This window comes from Mycoplasma sp. P36-A1 (assembly GCF_049478495.1).
In the GTDB taxonomy this organism is placed as follows: Bacteria; Bacillota_I; Bacilli_A; order JAJDGJ01; family JAJDGJ01; genus P36-A1.
Genome location: NZ_CP168083.1, coordinates 916,089 through 934,387, shown reverse-complemented (window position 1 = coordinate 934,387; position 18,299 = coordinate 916,089). Strand labels below are relative to the sequence as shown.

At 26.0% G+C, this 18,299-nt stretch carries 19 protein-coding genes, 1 riboswitch and 1 other annotated feature; of the genes, 6 read left to right on the top strand and 13 right to left on the bottom strand.

Annotation, left to right across the window (positions count from 1 at the left end):
• Positions 1–12: 12 nt before the first annotated feature.
• Complete coding sequence (gene sufC, locus ACD762_RS04425; RefSeq protein WP_423364638.1) at positions 13–804, bottom strand: Fe-S cluster assembly ATPase SufC; 792 nt, start codon at positions 802–804, stop codon at positions 13–15.
• Between the two features lie 437 nt (positions 805–1,241).
• Here sufC and ACD762_RS04420 point away from each other — a divergent pair, with 437 nt between their 5' ends.
• The 3 genes from ACD762_RS04420 to ACD762_RS04410 all read left to right on the top strand — a co-directional run bounded on the left by ACD762_RS04420 (position 1,242) and on the right by ACD762_RS04410 (position 4,888).
• Positions 1,242–1,637 carry an HIT family protein gene (locus tag ACD762_RS04420; RefSeq protein ID WP_423364637.1) on the top strand — a complete coding sequence of 132 codons (396 nt, stop codon included), beginning with the start codon at positions 1,242–1,244 and terminating at the stop codon, positions 1,635–1,637.
• Between the two features lie 129 nt (positions 1,638–1,766).
• Complete coding sequence (locus ACD762_RS04415; protein WP_423363416.1) at positions 1,767–3,356, top strand: IS1182 family transposase; 1,590 nt, start codon at positions 1,767–1,769, stop codon at positions 3,354–3,356.
• Positions 3,357–3,607: 251 nt separating this feature from the next.
• Positions 3,608–4,888: an ISL3 family transposase gene (locus tag ACD762_RS04410; RefSeq protein ID WP_423363078.1), complete on the top strand. Its 1,281-nt coding sequence runs from the start codon at positions 3,608–3,610 to the stop codon at positions 4,886–4,888.
• 211 nt (positions 4,889–5,099) lie between these two features.
• Here the strand turns inward: ACD762_RS04410 and ACD762_RS04405 are convergent, their stop codons facing one another.
• From ACD762_RS04405 to ACD762_RS04390, 4 genes are all read right to left on the bottom strand, one after another.
• Positions 5,100–5,609: a hypothetical protein gene (locus ACD762_RS04405; protein ID WP_423364636.1), complete on the bottom strand. Its 510-nt coding sequence runs from the start codon at positions 5,607–5,609 to the stop codon at positions 5,100–5,102.
• A 111-nt stretch (positions 5,610–5,720) separates the two neighbouring features.
• Positions 5,721–6,161 carry a hypothetical protein gene (locus tag ACD762_RS04400; protein WP_423364635.1) on the bottom strand — a complete coding sequence of 147 codons (441 nt, stop codon included), beginning with the start codon at positions 6,159–6,161 and terminating at the stop codon, positions 5,721–5,723.
• Positions 6,161–8,581 carry a leucine--tRNA ligase gene (leuS, locus tag ACD762_RS04395; RefSeq protein ID WP_423364634.1) on the bottom strand — a complete coding sequence of 807 codons (2,421 nt, stop codon included), beginning with the start codon at positions 8,579–8,581 and terminating at the stop codon, positions 6,161–6,163. Before leuS ends, ACD762_RS04400 begins: the two co-directional genes overlap by 1 nt.
• A 48-nt stretch (positions 8,582–8,629) precedes the next feature.
• Positions 8,630–8,836, bottom strand: a binding site (T-box leader).
• A gap of 43 nt (positions 8,837–8,879) precedes the next feature.
• Entirely contained in the window at positions 8,880–9,764 is an 885-nt protein-coding gene (locus ACD762_RS04390; protein ID WP_423364633.1) for a LysR family transcriptional regulator, read from the bottom strand.
• A 537-nt stretch (positions 9,765–10,301) separates the two neighbouring features.
• Between ACD762_RS04390 and ACD762_RS04385 the strand changes: the two genes are divergently transcribed.
• Both ACD762_RS04385 and ACD762_RS04380 read left to right on the top strand, forming a co-directional pair.
• The gene (locus ACD762_RS04385; protein ID WP_423364632.1) at positions 10,302–10,517 is read left to right on the top strand and encodes a helix-turn-helix domain-containing protein; all 216 of its coding nucleotides are present in this window, start codon (positions 10,302–10,304) and stop codon (positions 10,515–10,517) included.
• Positions 10,518–10,777: 260 nt separating this feature from the next.
• Entirely contained in the window at positions 10,778–11,527 is a 750-nt protein-coding gene (locus ACD762_RS04380) for a hypothetical protein (protein WP_423364631.1), read from the top strand.
• 31 nt (positions 11,528–11,558) lie between these two features.
• Here ACD762_RS04380 and ACD762_RS04375 read toward each other — a convergent pair whose 3' ends face one another.
• A complete protein-coding gene (locus tag ACD762_RS04375; protein ID WP_423364630.1) occupies positions 11,559–12,047 on the bottom strand; it encodes an energy-coupled thiamine transporter ThiT in 489 nt (162 codons plus the stop codon).
• Positions 12,048–12,111: 64 nt separating this feature from the next.
• Positions 12,112–12,215: riboswitch (TPP riboswitch) on the bottom strand.
• A 71-nt stretch (positions 12,216–12,286) separates the two neighbouring features.
• On the opposite strand from ACD762_RS04375, the gene ACD762_RS04370 reads away from it, so the two are divergent.
• The gene (locus ACD762_RS04370; protein ID WP_423364629.1) at positions 12,287–12,841 is read left to right on the top strand and encodes a hypothetical protein; all 555 of its coding nucleotides are present in this window, start codon (positions 12,287–12,289) and stop codon (positions 12,839–12,841) included.
• Positions 12,842–12,895: 54 nt separating this feature from the next.
• Here ACD762_RS04370 and ACD762_RS04365 read toward each other — a convergent pair whose 3' ends face one another.
• The 7 genes from ACD762_RS04365 to nadE all read right to left on the bottom strand — a co-directional run bounded on the left by ACD762_RS04365 (position 12,896) and on the right by nadE (position 18,293).
• The gene (locus ACD762_RS04365) at positions 12,896–13,846 is read right to left on the bottom strand and encodes a hypothetical protein (RefSeq protein ID WP_423364628.1); all 951 of its coding nucleotides are present in this window, start codon (positions 13,844–13,846) and stop codon (positions 12,896–12,898) included.
• Between the two features lie 30 nt (positions 13,847–13,876).
• Positions 13,877–14,395, bottom strand: a complete 519-nt coding sequence (locus ACD762_RS04360) for a Gx transporter family protein (RefSeq protein ID WP_423364627.1) — start codon at positions 14,393–14,395, stop codon at positions 13,877–13,879.
• Positions 14,368–14,781 carry a NusG domain II-containing protein gene (locus ACD762_RS04355; protein ID WP_423364626.1) on the bottom strand — a complete coding sequence of 138 codons (414 nt, stop codon included), beginning with the start codon at positions 14,779–14,781 and terminating at the stop codon, positions 14,368–14,370. Before ACD762_RS04355 ends, ACD762_RS04360 begins: the two co-directional genes overlap by 28 nt.
• Entirely contained in the window at positions 14,762–15,787 is a 1,026-nt protein-coding gene (locus ACD762_RS04350; protein WP_423364625.1) for an FAD:protein FMN transferase, read from the bottom strand. The genes ACD762_RS04355 and ACD762_RS04350 overlap by 20 nt, the downstream gene beginning before the upstream one ends.
• 188 nt (positions 15,788–15,975) lie before the next feature.
• Complete coding sequence (gene ruvB, locus ACD762_RS04345; protein ID WP_423364624.1) at positions 15,976–16,977, bottom strand: Holliday junction branch migration DNA helicase RuvB; 1,002 nt, start codon at positions 16,975–16,977, stop codon at positions 15,976–15,978.
• A 9-nt stretch (positions 16,978–16,986) separates the two neighbouring features.
• Complete coding sequence (gene ruvA, locus ACD762_RS04340; RefSeq protein WP_423364623.1) at positions 16,987–17,547, bottom strand: Holliday junction branch migration protein RuvA; 561 nt, start codon at positions 17,545–17,547, stop codon at positions 16,987–16,989.
• Entirely contained in the window at positions 17,547–18,293 is a 747-nt protein-coding gene (gene nadE, locus ACD762_RS04335) for an NAD(+) synthase (RefSeq protein ID WP_423364622.1), read from the bottom strand. Before nadE ends, ruvA begins: the two co-directional genes overlap by 1 nt.
• Positions 18,294–18,299: the final 6 nt, after the last annotated feature.

Here is an 18,299-nt window from a genome sequence, read left to right as displayed (position 1 = left end):
TATTTCTACCTCCTACAAGTTTAAAAAATCAAATTCATCATTTTTATCTGAACTAACTTCAATACCTAAATCTTCTTTAATCCAATTATAACCATCTGTATCTATTCTTTTTACAAGATCAGCATTTCCTGTTTTAACTATAACTCCATCCACTAAGATGTGAACATGAGTAGGTTTAACAAGATCAAATAATCTTTCATAATGTGAAACAATCATGCATCCAAAAGAATCAGACACCATCGAGTTAATTGCGCCACTTACAACATGTAAAGCATCAACATCTAAACCTGAATCTATTTCATCTAATAAAGCAAATTTAGGTTTTATCATTTTCATTTGTAATATTTCATTTCTTTTTTTCTCTCCACCAGAGAAACCTTCATTTAAAAATCTATGAGCTAAATCTTGTTTCATATTTAAACTATCGATATTTGTTTCCATTTCCTTAATGAATTTGAATAAAGAAATTGGTTTTTCATTTCTTGCATTTACAGCAGCTCTTAAAAAATCAGAGTTAGTTACTCCAGGTATTTCAGTAGGATATTGCATTCCTAAAAAAAGACCTGCTCTTGATCTTTCATCAACGCTCATATTTGTGATTTCTACACCATCTAATTTAATAGATCCTTTATCTACATGATATTTAGGATGCCCCATTATTGTTGACAATAATGTTGATTTACCATTTCCATTTGGTCCCATAATAGCATGTACTTCATTTGTTTTTATAGTAAGGTTTATACCTTTTAATATTTTTTTATTTTCTACACTTACATGTAAGTCGTTTATTTCTAAAGTTGACACTTATATTTCAATCCTTTCTATTTCGCAAAACTCTATAAATTATTTTAACACATTTTACCTAATTCATAAAGGAAATTAATTTAAATAAATCAATAGCCTTAATATGTTCATTAATATATAAACATAGCCTTTAATTATAAGCTTTTTTAAATTAATTCATTACTTATATTGAAAAAAATTTATTAAAGATAATTTTTGAAAGTCATCGATATTTCAATCAATAAATATGTTATTTGTGTTTGAAATAATTACTTTATGAACGATATATTGTATTAATATAATTATTATACAATTATTAATGAACATAAACAACACATTTCTAATAGTTTTCACTAAATATAGATATATTTTATTTTTTATAATTTTTTATAGATTATTTTACAATTATTAGTCTTTTATTGGTATAATATAAGTAATAAATAAGAGGAGATAGAAACATGGAAAACTGTATTTTTTGTAAAATTATAAATAAAGAAATTCCTTCATACACATTATATGAAGATGAAGATTTTATTGCTTTTCTTGATATTACTCAAGTTACAAAAGGTCATACGCTTGTAGTTACAAAACATCATTATAAAAATATTCTTGATGCTGATGAAAACACTAGTGCTCAGGCTTACAAAATTGTGAATCGTTTAGCAAAAAAATTATGCAAAAAGCTAAATGCTTCTGGAGTAAATATTATTCAAAATAATAATGAGGTTGCAGGTCAAACTGTTGATCATTTTCATATTCATATCATTCCAAGATATTCTGAAAATGATAGTATAATTATTAAATTTGAAGAATCTAATATTGATGCAAGTAGTGTTTATGATTTATTAAAGTAGTATATTACTTTAATATCTACTTAACAAAAAGGGGCTGTAATGCATTAGCATATATAGTCCCATACAATAAAAGGAAGAATGTTTACTCAATGTAGAGAAAACATTCTTCCTTTTTAGTATAATTGATATATGAATACCGAATTACTCAATAACAATTATGCTTTTAATTATAAACCAGTTCAGCTTATTTTACCACTAGAAGTAGAAGTAATTTCACCAGCTGATGATGTAGTACATTCATTTGTAGAACTAATGAAAGGATTTAATTTATCAAAATACATAACTCGATCATACCATAGAGGTAATCAAGGGTATGATCCTACAATGATGTTACTAGTTATTTTATTTGCATATACTAACCAAATTTATTCTTTAAGAAAAATAGAACAAGCATGTAAAACAGACATACGATTTATGAGTCTTTGTAATATGAAGACTCCATCTCACAATGCTTTCGCAACATTTATAAATGAAAATTTAGTTGATAAAAATATAGAAAATATATTTTATGATATAAATAAATATATTATCTCTTGTGATGATTCAATTGATACTTCAAAACTTTATATAGATGGTACTAAATTTGAAGCCAATGCTAAAAAGACTAGTTTTGTATGGCGTAAAGCTGTTGAAAAATTTCAACAAAAACTATTTACTAATGTTTCAACTTTCATAGTAGAATATAATAAATGTTATGATCAATATTTTCCAGTTAAAAATAAATATAAATCAACATACTTAAAAACAATAGTAGAAGATATTGAAATAAATATAAAAAAACAAAAAATTGAGTTTGTTTATGGAAAAGGATCTAGAAAACACGATTTACAAAGAAAACATGAAAAAATAAATGATTATTATTCAAGATTAGCTAAATATGAAGAACATTTTAAAATATTTGAAAATAGAAACAGTTACTCTAAAACTGATCATGATGCCACTTTCATGCACATGAAATATGATTATTATAACAATACTGGAGTTTTTAAACCAGGGTATAATATCCAAGTAGGAGTTTCAAGTGAATATATAATGGTTGCAGATATATTTCAGTGTGCCAATGATTTGAGAACATTCATTCCATTAATGGATTTGTATAAATCTAAATATAAAAGTTATCCACAGTATCCAGTAGGTGATGCTGGATATGGTAGTTTTGAAAACTATAAATATTGTAAAGAACACAATATGGAATTAACTTTAAAATACCCATTATTCAATAAAGTTAATTTTGATAAAACTTTTGTTAAGAAGAAAAAATATCAAGCTATTAACTTTAAAACATCAGAAAATGGATTCAAAATTTGTCCTGAAAATCAAGAGTTTAATGTTTTAATAAGTGAAAATATAATAGATGTAAATGGCTACGGAAAAAAACAATATAAATATGAATGCACTAAATGTAATGACTGTCCAGTCAAATCAGAATGCACTAAAGCTGCAGGAAATAGAATGATAACAGTTACACCTGAGCTTGAAGAAATGTACAAAAAAGTAAATGAAAACCTTACAGGAGATTTTGGTAGTAACTTAAGAAAACAAAGAAGTATCCAAGCAGAAGGAACATTTGGAATAATTAAACAAGATTATCAATACACTAGAATACATAGAAAAAAGATAGAGAATGTCAAAACTGAGCTTTTACTAATATGTATAGGATATAACATAAAAAAATATCATAATAAAAAAAGCAGAATTAAGCTTAATTGATATATTTAAACTGAATATCGTGATAGGCTTTTTAATAATGCCTTTTTTTATGAAATATACTAATAACTGAACAAATTCTGTATTAAAACTAAAAAAGCTATAATGCATGATTATTAAATGGTTCTATAATTTATAGGGTGGAATAACAAATTCAAGTATTACTTGAAATGTTATCCACCCTTAAATTGTTAATATAAAGAAAAAGACATTTATCTTTGTTATAATTTAAGCGACAAAACTAAATTAAGGAGATAAATGTCATGATTAATAATAACATAATTAATAAAAACAATAAAGAATTAAAAGAAATTATTGGAATTAATGACTCCAATATTAACATATATAAATTTCAAGATGAAAAAATTAAAGATAATATTTCTAAAGTTTTTTATGGAATTCTATTTTTTAATGATAATGTTTGTCCTAAATGTAATAAAGTTCATAATAAATTTTATGTACATAATAAAAAAGTATCTCTTATTAAATTACCTATGGTTTCTGGTTTTGATGCTTATTTAAAGCTTACTAAAACTCGTTACAAATGTATGGAATGTAATAAAACTTTTATTCCTGCTAATACCCTAACTAATCCTGGATGTTTTATTTCTAATAAAGTTAAATATCTTATTGCTCTTAAATTAACTGATATGCTTACTTGTACTTATATTGCTAAAGATCATAATGTATCTACACATTCTGTTTTTAGAGTATTAGATACTTATGCAGAGGCTGCTAAATCTACTACTATTAAATCCTATTTACCAAAAGTACTTCATTTTGATGAGTTTAAATCTACTAAAGATGCTGATGGCAATATGTCCTTTGTTATTATGGATGGTGAAAAAAGAAAGCTACTAGATATCGTAGAAAACAGACAAAAAGCTTACTTAGAGAACTATTTTAGCTACTATACAAAAGAAGCTATTGATAATGTTGAATATATTGTAATTGATATGTATACACCTTATATTGAAATCATTAAAAATGTCTTTACTAATGCTAAAATAATATTAGATAGATTTCATATTTATCAGAATTTAACTAGAGCCTTTAATAAAACTAGAGTTGCAATTATGAATGCAGATGAAAAAAACAGAAATAAGTTCAAAAATTTTTGGAAACCTATATTACAGTTAAAAGAGAATCTTTCAGAAGTGATGTTTAAGCATGCAACCTTTAATTATAAGTTTACAAACAATAAAGCAATTCTAAATTATTTAATCGAGAATAATGAGGACTTTAAAAATAATTATGAAATATATCAAGATTTACTATTTTCTTTAAAATACAATAATATGGAAATGTTTAAGAAAACAATTGATCAGCCTAATAAATTAGCTTCAGATAAAATTAAAACTTGTATATCTACCTTTATTAAGTATTATGAATATATTAAAGATAGTTTCGATGTTGAGTATAATAATGGAATAATAGAAGGTACAATATCTAAATTCAAGAAGTTAAAAACAATATCTTGCGGGTTTAGAAGATTTGAAAGATTAAAAACTAGAATAATGATACAAGAATTATTAATTGTATAGAAAAATCATAAAAAAAGGATACAACATTTCTGTTATATCCTGTACTAACTCATATATCAAATTGTAAAATTCCACCCTATTTGACAAAGAGCCGTTATATCCTGTTCTAACTCATATATCAAATTGTAAAATTCCACCCTATTTGACAAAGAGCCTATTAAATCAATGCATTACAGCCCCTTTTCTATGAATATTTTTTTATCTTTTTGTTTTAATAACTGTCTTTGCTTAAAATTAATTCATCTTCAGTATAGTCTAATGTATATGTATAGTCATCTTTGCTAAACTCTCCATCAAAACTATCAAGAAATTCATCTTCACTAATTTCATTATTTATTGCTTTTTCTATTTCTTCCATTTTTTTATCAAAAAGATCTAACAAATCGAGATTAAATCCTAGGATTTGTTCATTTTTAGACATCTTTTTAAAATTCTCTATACAAACTAATTCAAGCTCATCATCATTTGTTGAAGTTAAAGATATATTTGAAACAAAATTTGATTCATCATATTCTATGTGGTATTTACATTTATTTTCATTTGTAAATAGTTCAACTGTTTTTTGTTCTTCATCAACTGCTTGTTTTGATGCTGTAATTTGTGCTGTATCTAATATTGATTTTGTTATCTCTTCTGAAGTTTTTTCTTCAACAGGTTTATTATTTGAACTACAGGCTGTTATGAGCATAATAATAAATAATAATTTAAGATATTTTTTCATAAATATTCTCCAATCTATATTATTTGTTTTAATAATATTTAAAAATCAGGCTAATTTTTAAATATTTTAAAAGCCTAAAATAGTCTTTAGTGAAAACTAAAGACTATTTATTTAAATTGCTACTTTAACTAATTTAGTATATGTTTCTGTATACATTTTATATTGTAATAATACTTCAAAATATTGTATATCTTTTTTTGTGAACATATATAATTTAATTGCTTTTTTTTGATTATAAAAAGCAGATAAATCAACTGATTCTATAACATTAATATTAGGCATTATAACATCAAATTTTTTATCATTGGGTATTGCTAGCACACTAATATCTGTAATTTCACTATTTAGATTTTCAACAGTAATTTCATAAAATGGTTTATCAGTTTTATTATTTCTATTTATTTCTATTTTAAAATTATTATCTTTTGTGGTTTTTAGCATTTTTGACATTTCTATCATATTATCATATTTAGTTAATTTTTCATCACTACTACAACTAATCAAAATCAGTGATAAAAATGCTACTATTAAAAATTTATATTTTTTACTCATTATTTTACTACAATATTTAATATTTTATTTGGTATGAATATTTCTTTAACGATTGTTTTATCTTTTAAATGACTCATTACATTTTCATTCTGAGATACTATTTTTTTCATATCTTGTTGGGTTGTATCTTTTGCTACTTCAATTTTTGCTCTTACTTTACCATTTACTTGAACAACTACTACTACATTATCTAATGTAAGTTTAGACTCATCATAGCTTGGCCATGTTGCATAGTCCATATTACCTTCAAATCCAAGTTTTTCCCATAATTCGTTACAAATATGTGGTGTGATGCAACCTAACATTTGAATTAGACCTTTTACATATTCATCGTATAAGCTTTCTTGTTTATATGCTTCATTCACAAAAATCATCATTTGTGATATTGCAGTATTAAATCCAAGAGTTTCGTAATCTTCACTTACTTTTTTTACGGTTTGATTATAAATAAAATCTAAACTTTTATTGTTTTCACTTGTTATAAAGCCTTCTTTTGTAAGTAATCTATAAACTCTATCAATAAATCTTCTAGCACCATCTAAACCAGTTGTAGACCATTTTTTCATTTGTTCTAGTGGTCCCATGAACATCTCATATAGTCTTAATGAATCTGCTCCATGGCTTTCAACTATTTCATTTGGATTAATAACATTACCAAGTGATTTAGACATTTTAACACCATTTTCTCCAAGAATCATTCCTTGATTAAATAATTTTTGATATGGCTCTTTAGTATTAACTACATTTACATCATAAAGTACTTTATGCCAAAATCTTGAATATAGTAAGTGCAACACTGCATGTTCTGCTCCACCAACATATAAATCAACTGGAAGCCATTTATTAATTAAATCTCTAGTTTCTTGTTTTGTTAAATCTAAATAATCATCACCGTCTTTAATTATATAGGCTATGTAATACCAGCAGCTTCCTGCCCATTGAGGCATTGTATTAGTATCTCTACGTCCTTTTACTCCATCTTCACGGACAACTTCTAACCAATCTGTTGCGTTAGCTAAAGGTGATTCTCCTGTACCACTAGGTTTAAATTCTTCCATTTCTGGTAATATTATTGGTAAATCTTCAATATCAGCTATTGATACTGTTCCATCTTCCCAATGTATTACTGGGAATGGTTCACCCCAATATCTTTGTCTGGCAAAAATCCAATCTCTTAATTTGTAATTAATTTGTCTTTTACCACATTTATGCTCTTCTAGCCATAGAAGCATTTTGTTAATAGCATCTTTTTTATATAATCCATCAAGAAATTCTGAATTAATATGTACTGCATCATCAGTAAAAGCCTCCTTTGAAATATCGCCATTTATTACAGGTGTGATTGTTAAATCAAATTTCTTTGCAAATTCATAATCTCTTTCATCATGAGCAGGAACTGCCATTATTGCTCCTGTTCCATAACTAGCTAAAACATAATCTGATATCCATATCGGCATTTTTTTACCACTTACTGGATTTATTGCATATGCACCAGTAAATTCACCTGTTTTATCTTTAGAAAGTTCTGTTCTTTCTAAATCTGTTTTAGATTTTGCTAATATTTGATAATTTTTAATCTTTTCTTTGTATTCTTCGGTTTGAATTGAAGGTATTAAAGGATGTTCTGGTGCTAATACAATATATGTTGCTCCAAATAAGGTATCTGCTCTAGTAGTAAAGGCTTCAATAATTTCATTAGAATTTTCTACTTTAAATTCTACAATAGCACCTTCACTTTTACCAATCCAATTTCTTTGCATTTCTTTGACACTTTCAGGCCAATCTAAGTCATCAAGATCTTCTAATAATCTTTCTGCATAATCAGTAATTTTTAAAACCCATTGTGACATTGGTTTTTTTATTACTGGAAAGTGTCCTCTTTCAGAGTACATCTTACCATCTTCTACTTCTATTTCTTCATTTGCAAGAACTGTACCTAAACCTTCACACCAATTCACTTCAATATTTTGTATTTCTGCTAATCCTTTATTGTATAATTGAATAAATATCCACTGAGTCCATCTATAAAACTTTGGATCAGTTGTATCAACTTCACGATCCCAATCGTATGAAAACCCTAAAGATTGTATTTGATTTTTAAATGTTTGAATGTTTTTTTGAGTAAATTCGCGTGGATGATTTCCTGTTTCAATAGCATATTGTTCTGCAGGTAAACCAAATGCATCCCATCCCATTGGATGTAAGACATTAAAACCTTTCATTCTCTTATATCTTGAAAAGATATCTGTTGCAGTATATCCTTCAGGATGTCCTACATGTAATCCTGCTCCACTTGGATATGGAAACATATCTAAAATAAAGACTTTTTCTTTTGGTGAATCATTGTATGTTTTATATGTTTTATTACTTAACCAATAATTTTGCCATTTTTTTTCAATTTCTATGTGATTATAACTCATATTATACCTCCTATATTTATAAAAAAAATCCCTATGTCAAATATATGACATAAGGACGAATTTCTCGCGGTACCACCTTAATTCGTGCATTAATGCACGCTCTTTAAGCTTTTAACGCAAGCAGACGTTTCAAGTTACTCTAGTTCACTTGAAAGACTCTGTAACTAGTTCATCATAAAAATTATACTGATTTACACCACACATCAGCTCTCTTTTATAATTTATATGACTAATACTTTACTTCTTTGTCTTTAAATTTATTATAGTTGATTCTTTGTAAACTTACAAGCAATATAGATTACTTGTAGAAATTAATGAAGAAATCTTCGACTCTTCTAGTATCTGGAGATTTAATTACATGTTGATTATATGCAATAACAATTTCCCAAGGTATTTCTGGTTTTATGTCAACTGCAACTGTATTACTTGAACCATTTAATTCAAAGAATGGTTTTGGTAATAAAGCAACCCCATTAACATATGATGCCATATATAACAATAAATCCCATTGTCCTGATCTAAAGTAATAATCTACTTCTATTTCATTACTTTTAAATACTTTTTGGATTTGATGATAGATAATATAACTATCACTTAATGCCATAATTTTTTCATTTGAAATTTCTTCTAAAGTTACTGATTTTTTGTCAGCAAAAACATGATCCTTTGGTACATGACAAGCAATTATATCACGATATATAATATTAGTTATAATATCTTTATGATTGATTGGCTCTGTTGTTATTGCAAGATCAATTTCATTTTTTTGAAGCATATCATACAATTTGTATGCATTGTCTTCTATAATCTCAAGTCTTATATCTGAATTTTCAGTTATAAAAGCTGGGATTGATTCAATACATAAAAATGAAAGTATTAAAGGTGGAATTCCTATTTTTACTCTACCTTTGAAAACATCATTTTCTTGTTTTAGTTCATAGTTAAGCTGTTCCATTTTATTCACGATAATTTTTGCATCGTGGTAGAACTTGTCTCCTATTTTTGTTAAACGTTTAAAACGTCCAAATTCTTTATGAAATAATTTTATTTCATATTCCTTTTCGATTTCAATAATCATCTGTGACAACGTTGGTTGAGTAATGTTCAACTTTTTCGAAGTTTTAGATAGATTAAAATCATTTTCTACAACTGCTATAAAATAATTTAATTGTTTTAAGTCCATTTCTTATCACCATAAAAATAATAACATAATCTTATATCAATTAAAAGTTTTTTTTATGGATAATTCCAAAAAATATAAATATTAACATTGACTTTATTTTTAATTTGTCAATTTTTTAAATTATTTTGACTATTGAACAAATGTGCTTAATAAAGGTAAAATAGACTTTCTATTTTATAATAAATTTCATTAAATAATAACAAAGGCTAAAAAAACATATATAATTTTTATATATTTTAATTTGAATACTTTATAATTACTGTATGGTTAAATAAACATTTAATAATTACATATTTGCAATATACAAGTCTAATATTTCAACAATAAGTAGATAATGACAGTTTTTTGTCAATATAACAGTATAAACCTGTAATTATTTATAACAAACTAGACATTTATTATTTATATTTAATATTTTATTAATAAAAGTAATACAGTTTTATTGTTTATTTAAAACTTTTTTTGACAAAAAGCTTTTATTTTATAATTATATTTGTTAAAATGTAGTTAGATATGAATTAAAGGGGGAAAATTTACATGTACAAGTATGAAGTTTTACATTATACAAGAAAAAATAAGAAAGTTACACTTCACGAATTAGCAAACCATTGCTGTATTTCTAAAAGCTATTTATCTTTAATTGAAAAAGGTAATAGAAAACTTTCTTATGATTTAGCAGTTAAAATTGCAAGTTATTTAGAATGTACACCAGATGAGTTGTTTTTAAACGATCACGTAAATTCAATCGCTTAAAATAATCAAATATTGGGAGTTTGATTAAATTAACAACAAACAACTAATCAACTATATGATTTTTGATAAATCATATAAAATGACTAAAAGTAGACTATGAAGAGTATAAAGACTGTGTAAATATACAGTCTTTTTTATTTTATTTAAACTTATATGCATGATATATACTTATAATTATGTCTAATTTTTGTTATAATGTATAAAGGCGTTGTTGAGTAAAAATGCAGATGATGCATTTAAAACATAAGGAAGGTGAATAAATGATTATAGAACAAACTGCAGCTAATGCTAAAGAAAAAAGTTATAATAAAAAAAATACAAATAATTTAAAGGCTAATAATAAAGATGCTAATTGTATTTTAAAAAATAAAAAAACAAACTCACACAAAACTAAATTTTCAAATAATAAGAACAGTTCATCAAATAATTTAAATAATGCAAATTCAAACAATCTTCACAAGAGATTAAAATATAAAGATATCCCTATAAATAAAAGGAAGTATCGTATTAGTATTGTAGAAAGTATGAGTGAATTGAAGGTTAAACAATACGGTTTTGAAAAATCATATTTTTTATTTGAAAAATCAATCAATCATATGGAAAAAGAAGGAGATAAAGCAGAAAGAGCTGCTTTAAATTATCTTAAAGATTTAAAGGTATTAGGTAATAATTATTCTTGTAATAGAGTTATAACACTTAATTCTATTAGGATTGAAGCTGATATTATTGATTATGATAATAAAATAATTTATGAAACAAAAAGTCGTAAAACTGGTATCCAAGCTAAAATGGCTATCAAAAAGAAATGGGCAATTTTTGAATTTGATAAAAAAAATTCAATTTATGCTGATTTTATATTTAAAGGTATTGTTGTTTCAAATTATACTGATGGAATGAAGATTAAAGGAATTGCAAGTTTTGAAAATGATAATATAGATAAAATAGTTACTAAAAGAAAATTTGAGTCTCATTTTCAAAGAATTGAAAATTTTAGAAATATCAGAAAATAAAAAAAATCCTATAAAAAGGATTTTTCTTTGTTTAATTATTAATTGTTTTATATGCTTTTGAAATTTGAACATTTGCTAAAGCAAATATTATTACATTAACAATTACAGTTGGAATAAAGTATGTTGCATTGTATGTAAGTGATGCAACAAATGGTGTTTGCCAGAAGATCATTCCAGATAATGTATATGATGCTAATGCAATTATTGATCCAATTGCAATATTAACATATATATTTTGTTTAAACATTCCACATGTTACTATTGCAACTACTGGAATTATGTAATCAAACAGTCCGGAGAATAAGTTTGTCATTTGACCACCTAATAACATTTGTAATATTGAAACAACTAATCCTACAAAAAAGCAATTTCTCAATTTTTCATTGGCTACTGCAATATACAATGGGAATAGATATAATGTTATACTTCCTCCCTGAGGCATTTGAAACACCTTAAATAATGATAATACTGTTGCGATTGCTGCAATTAGAGCAATACGTGTCAACTCTCTTGTACTCATAATATTCTTTTCTCCTTTTTGATTGCGAGGCAAAGAAAAAACACCATCTATCAGTAATTGGTGCTTGTCGTTTTTAGCGGCTCCCTACGATAGTATTAACTAACAGGTTCAAAGGGTCGGAATTAATTCCTCTCAACTTATGTAATATAAGTACCCCTGCAATCTATTTATTTTTTACATTTATATAATACACCATATAGCAACTATTGTCAATTTGCTATAAGTAAAGGAGCATTAGTATGAACAATACAAATCTTTTAAATATCGATTTTAATGATATAGACTCATTTCAACTATCAAATGATGATTATAATTATCTTCAAAATATTAATAATAATTTATACAGTTTTTTATACAATGAATTATTAGTTAACAAAAATCTTGATAATAGTATTAAAAAAATTATTTTGTATTCTTTACATTTAAAATTAAATAATGATGCTAAGATTATTTTAAGCAAGCCTTTGATATCTACATTGGAAACTGATCCTTTTACACCTACAAAAAGAATAAAAAAAGTCCCTTTTCAATATATTTCAGCTTATAATTTTGAAAGTATTGAACATGATTGGTATCACTTAACATCTAAGAGTTATTTGTCTATAGATAAATTTAAAAATCCTATAAGATGTACTGTACAGTTCAATATATATACTAATAATAGATATGATGATACTGTCTTATACTTTTATGTCAATATTAGTGAGTCTGATTATCTTATTAAAAGAATTGAGCTAGCTACATTTAGTGGATATAGCCAACAAAACATTACTGTTCTATATACTACAACATAAATAAAAAGTGGTATATCTAATATAAAAAAATGACATTTAAGATGTCATTTTTTTTTACTTATATTGAACTATTAGTGAAGCGTTATTGTTTTCACCTTTAATAGTTAATGTTTTATTAGCTACTTGATTATCAATAACTGATATTTCATCATTTACAAAATCTTTAAGAATTACATTGTTATTAATAATAAGTATTATTTCACCATTAATATTAGTAATAGTAACTAAAGCACCTAATCTACTAAATGTCGTTTGTGTTAAATCTAAAGTAGTTTTTCCAAATTTGTTATCTATTTTTACATCGGTAAGTTCTGTTGCCTTAGCACAATAGTTTACACTTGCATCTCTATTGAAAATATTGATTAATTCATTATTTTCATAATAATTTTCATTTTCTAGTATTGTTGTTGTATTATTTAAAGAAGAATCACTAGCTGTTTCTTCTTTAAAAGTATCTTCAGTCATTTCTTTATTTATATCTTTATTTATATCTTTATTTTCAAGTGAATCAGATGTACCATTACTTTCTGTTGTGTGATTATCATTAAAAAATGATGGTTTATCATTCTTAGTGCTACTTTCTTTTTTTGCTGGTTCATCAAAAAAACTACCTTTTGAATCATCATGTGGTGTTGTTTTAAATATTTTTCCAATAACTGACTCAGAAAATTGATCATCACGTTCACTCATTGACATTGTATTTTTTAATCCAAAGATTTTATTAAGTCCTATTCCTAATAAAAATGCAGCTACTATTAAATAGATATCACTGTAAAATCTAATTCCTAGTTGATCTTGATTAATAATAACTAAAAATGATAATCCTACTAATGTTATTATCATATCTGTTGATCTAATTCCTCTATAAATAACATATATGATTAATGCATTTATTACAACATAGTACAAAGAAAAGCTGTAAAAATTTTGGATTGATGCTAAAAACATTAATAGTCCTATTACGATAAATAAAACTCCTGTTTTATCATTATTGTTAAATTTCATTGATTATTCCTCCTTTTGTTTTATTATATATTATTCATTTATTGGTTTTAAAGTATGTCTCATTAAATAGATTATTTTTACCGCTATAAAAGCTACTAAAAAACCTGTAACTACTCCAGTTAGTAGCAAATATGGTAAATAATAGAAAAATACTGTTGATGAGTACAAAAGTGAGACTGTTGTTATTTGGGCAAAGTTAAATGTAATTGCTTGGGTCATAGATATTCCATAAATAGAAAAAACTTTACTTTTATATATTGGTAATATTATTAACATGCTAAATAAACCAGACGCCATTGATATAACAAAAGGCATACCAAATAGTTGACCTGTAATTAGATTTGCAACTACTATTCTTAGCACATTAGTAGCAAACATTTCTTTATACCCATAAAAATATAAAATAAATATCATACTTATATTTGCTAAACCTAGTTTAATCCCTGGAATAAAAATAATGTTTATTGTGATGTTTTCTACAATATTTAAAATAATTGCTATTGCTAAAAATAATCCTAATGTTACAATTTTTTGTGTATTTGATTTCATGATATAATACCATCTACTTCATGGTCTTGAGTATCCCCTTCTATTTTTATATATAGCTCATTTGGAAGACATACTATTGGTGTTATTTCTGAATCGCTCCAACCTTGTATTGAGCATATATGGTTTCTTGAAGTTTCTTCAACAACTCTAACTTTCCCATTTTCACTTTCAATTGTTATTAGTCCATTAACTGCTTCAACATCAAATGTTTTTTTTGATGGATCACTTAAATCAAAAGTATGTACTACATTATTTTTATAATATACCTTTGCAATTTTATTTGTATTACTTGTTTGTTTTGTATTTACATATAATATTGAAATAGCACTTAGTATTATAAATATTATTGTAATGAATAAATCTGCCTTATTTAATTTCAACTGCATCTTTAATACCATCACTTACAGTTACTTTTTCATCTTTATCTATAATTATATATTCAAAATTATATTTTTTAGATAGCTTTTCAATCTCAGTTGTTGGTAGAAGAAATGCATCTGTACTAAAATAATCCGCTAATAAACCATTATCTGAAACTACAGTTACTGAGCGATGTAAATTTCCTGGTTTTAAAGTGTCTGGGTCAATTAAATGGTGCATTCTTTTACCATCAACCATATAATATCTTTGGTAATCACCACTAGTTACAACATTTTTATTTGCTATTGATAATGTAACATTATACTCAGAAGGACTATCTGGATTTGCAATTCCTATTACATAATTGCTTTTGTCAGGTTTGCTATTGATAGCAACTACATTTCCTCCTGCATTAATTAAACCACTTTTTAAACCATCATCTTGTAGTTTTTTTGCAACTAAGGCTGTAACATAACCTTTTGCAGTACTTCCTACATCTATTTTATTACACTTTTCTTTAAGAAAAACTGTTTTTTTAACATTATCTAATTGTATATTATCAACACTAACACATTTATTAGCACTCTTTAACTGCTTTGAAGTTGGATTATTTATATTCTTTTTACCAGCTTCATACTCATTATATTTTTGGGTATATAATTGGGTAACTGGATAAAGTGCTATATTATTTTTAGTATTACCTTGTTCATATAATTCTTTGGCTTGTTTTATTAAATCAAAAATATCTTGATCAACTACAACAGGTGCTTTTCCTGCTTGATCATTAATAGTTTTTATATTATTTAATCCATTGTAATTATTATATGCATCAAATTTTTTGTGGTAACTTTCATACAATGCTTTTGCTTCTTCTAAATATACATTAGCATCAGCTTCTTTACTTGAATACACTGTTACATTTATATATGTATCAAATGCTAAAAAAGACTCAGAGAATTTTGATTCCTGAGCTGAACATCCACTGATAAATAATATAACAAGTGCACTAATTATATATTTTATTTTTTTCATAAAAATCTCTCCTCATAAAAAAATGTTAAAGGGCAAAGATAAATCCCGAATATGTTCAGGTGGGTATGCTGCAAACAATTTCCTGAATCATGATTGACTCAACTTCGACTGTCTGACACACATTCCCAATTATCTCATTTGAGGAATTTTTTATGCCCTTTAACAATTATTATTATATCATAATTTATTTAAATGTCACGCGTTTTGATTAACTTTTGATAATGTAAATAACCCTCATCTGTAATCATTCTTCCTCTTTGCGTTCGTTTTATTAATTGCTTTTGTAACAAGTATGGTTCATGTGCATCTTCTATTGTAGAAGACTCTTCACCAACAGTTGCAGCTAATGACTCTAAGCCAACTGGTCCACCATCAAAAGCTTCAACCATGCAACTTAGTATTTTGGTATCAATATAATCAAGACCTAGTTCATCTATTCCTAATGCCTTTAAAGATTCTTGTACAATTTTTTCATCAATAATTGAATCATTTTTTACTTGTGCAAAATCTCTAACTCTTTTAAGAATTCTATTGGCAATTCTTGGTGTTTTTCTTGCTCTTATTGCCAAATCTGATATTGCTGTATTTTTTATTTCAATGTCTAAAATTCTACAAGTTCTAATTATTATGTTAGATAACTCTTCATCAGAGTAGTAATTTAATCTCTCTACTACTCCAAATCGATCTCTTAATGGACTAGATAAATCTCCAAGTCTTGTTGTAGCTCCTACCAATGTAAAAGGTGCTAGTTCTACTCTTATTGATCTAGATGTTTCTTCTTTACCTACTATTATATCTATATAGAAATCTTCCATTGCAGAGTAAAGTATTTCTTCTATTATTTTAGATAATCTATGTATTTCATCTATAAATAAGACATCGCCTGGTTGAAGCCCAGTTAACATAGCAGCTAAATCACCTGTTTTTTCAAGTGCTGGACCGCTAGTATATTTTATATCTCCTTGCATTTCATTTGAAATAATTGTTGCAAGAGTTGTTTTACCTAAACCAGGTGGCCCATAAAGTAGCACATGATCTAAAACTTCTTCTCTTTTTTTGGCTGCTTCTATATATATCTTTAGATTTTCTTTAATCTGTTCTTGGCCAATATAGTCTTTTAAAAATTGCGGTCTTAATAAAACATCTGATATTTCATCATTGTTTTCTACATTATTAAATATATCATTCATTTATTACACCTACTTTAATAATAATTGCAATCCTTTTTTAATGTACTCTTCGGTTGATAATATTTCTTTATTTAATATTTTAGCTATTTTATTTACTTCTACTTCTTTATAGCCTAAAGCAATTAAAGCTTCTATTGCATCTTCTAAATCATTTGTTTCATTAGAAAATAAATTAACTTGAGAAATTTTACCTTTAAGATCAAGAATAATTTGATTTGCACTCTTTGGACCAATTCCAGGCATTTTTTTTAGAAATGTAATGTTTTCACTTGCAATTGCATCCATTAGTTGATTATAGTCTACTGCTGAAAGTATACCTATTGCAACCTTAGGACCAACGCCTTTTACCTGAATTAGTTTTAAAAAAACATCTTTTTCAGTTGTTGTTTTAAACCCAAATAGAGTTATTTGGTCTTCTCTTACATGAGTATAAATATGAAGTTCAATTTCTTGATTCAACTTAAATTCAAATGGGTATGGCGTAATTACAGAGTAGCCTACATTATTAACATTAAGAACAACATAATCTTTTACGCTTGTGATTATTATGCCTTTTAAATAACCAATCATTACATATCACTTGCCTTTAATTTGGGAAATCTAATTCCAGATCTTTTGTGGCTTGATACTTTGTGTAGATATTCTATTCTATTTTTAGCTACTTCACTTACTGGTTTTCCATCCATATAGGCTTCTAACTCTTGATAAGTAACTTTTAATTCATCTTCATCATCTACACCATCTATTAATCCTGCTGATGGTTTTTTTGTTTGGACACTTTTAGGTAATCCTAACTCTTTTGCAATCTCATACACCTCTGATTTTTTTAATTGAATTAAAGGTGCTAAATCAACGCCACCATCTCCATACTTTGTGAAGTATCCTGTAAACCATTCACAGGCATTATCTGTCCCTATTACCATATAACCATAGTTTTGTGCAATTGCATAAATACTAGTCATACGTAATCTTGCTTTAGTATTTGCAAGGGCCATATCATAATCATTAGTTTCAATAATGACATTAGATATTGTATCTCTAATTACCTTATATGTATCATTTAAATCAACAATTTGATATTCTAGATTAATGTTTTCTGTGACTTCTAAAGCATCCTTCACATCACTTTTTGAAGATTCAATTGGTATTATTAAACCCATTGAATCATTTGGAAACGCTTTTTTTATCAAAGCTGCTACAACAGCTGAATCTATACCACCAGAAACGCCAACTATTGCTCCTTTTAATTTTGCAGCAGTTACTTCTGACTTAATCCACTCTACTAAATAATCAATATATTCATGTATGTTTTCCATCATTGT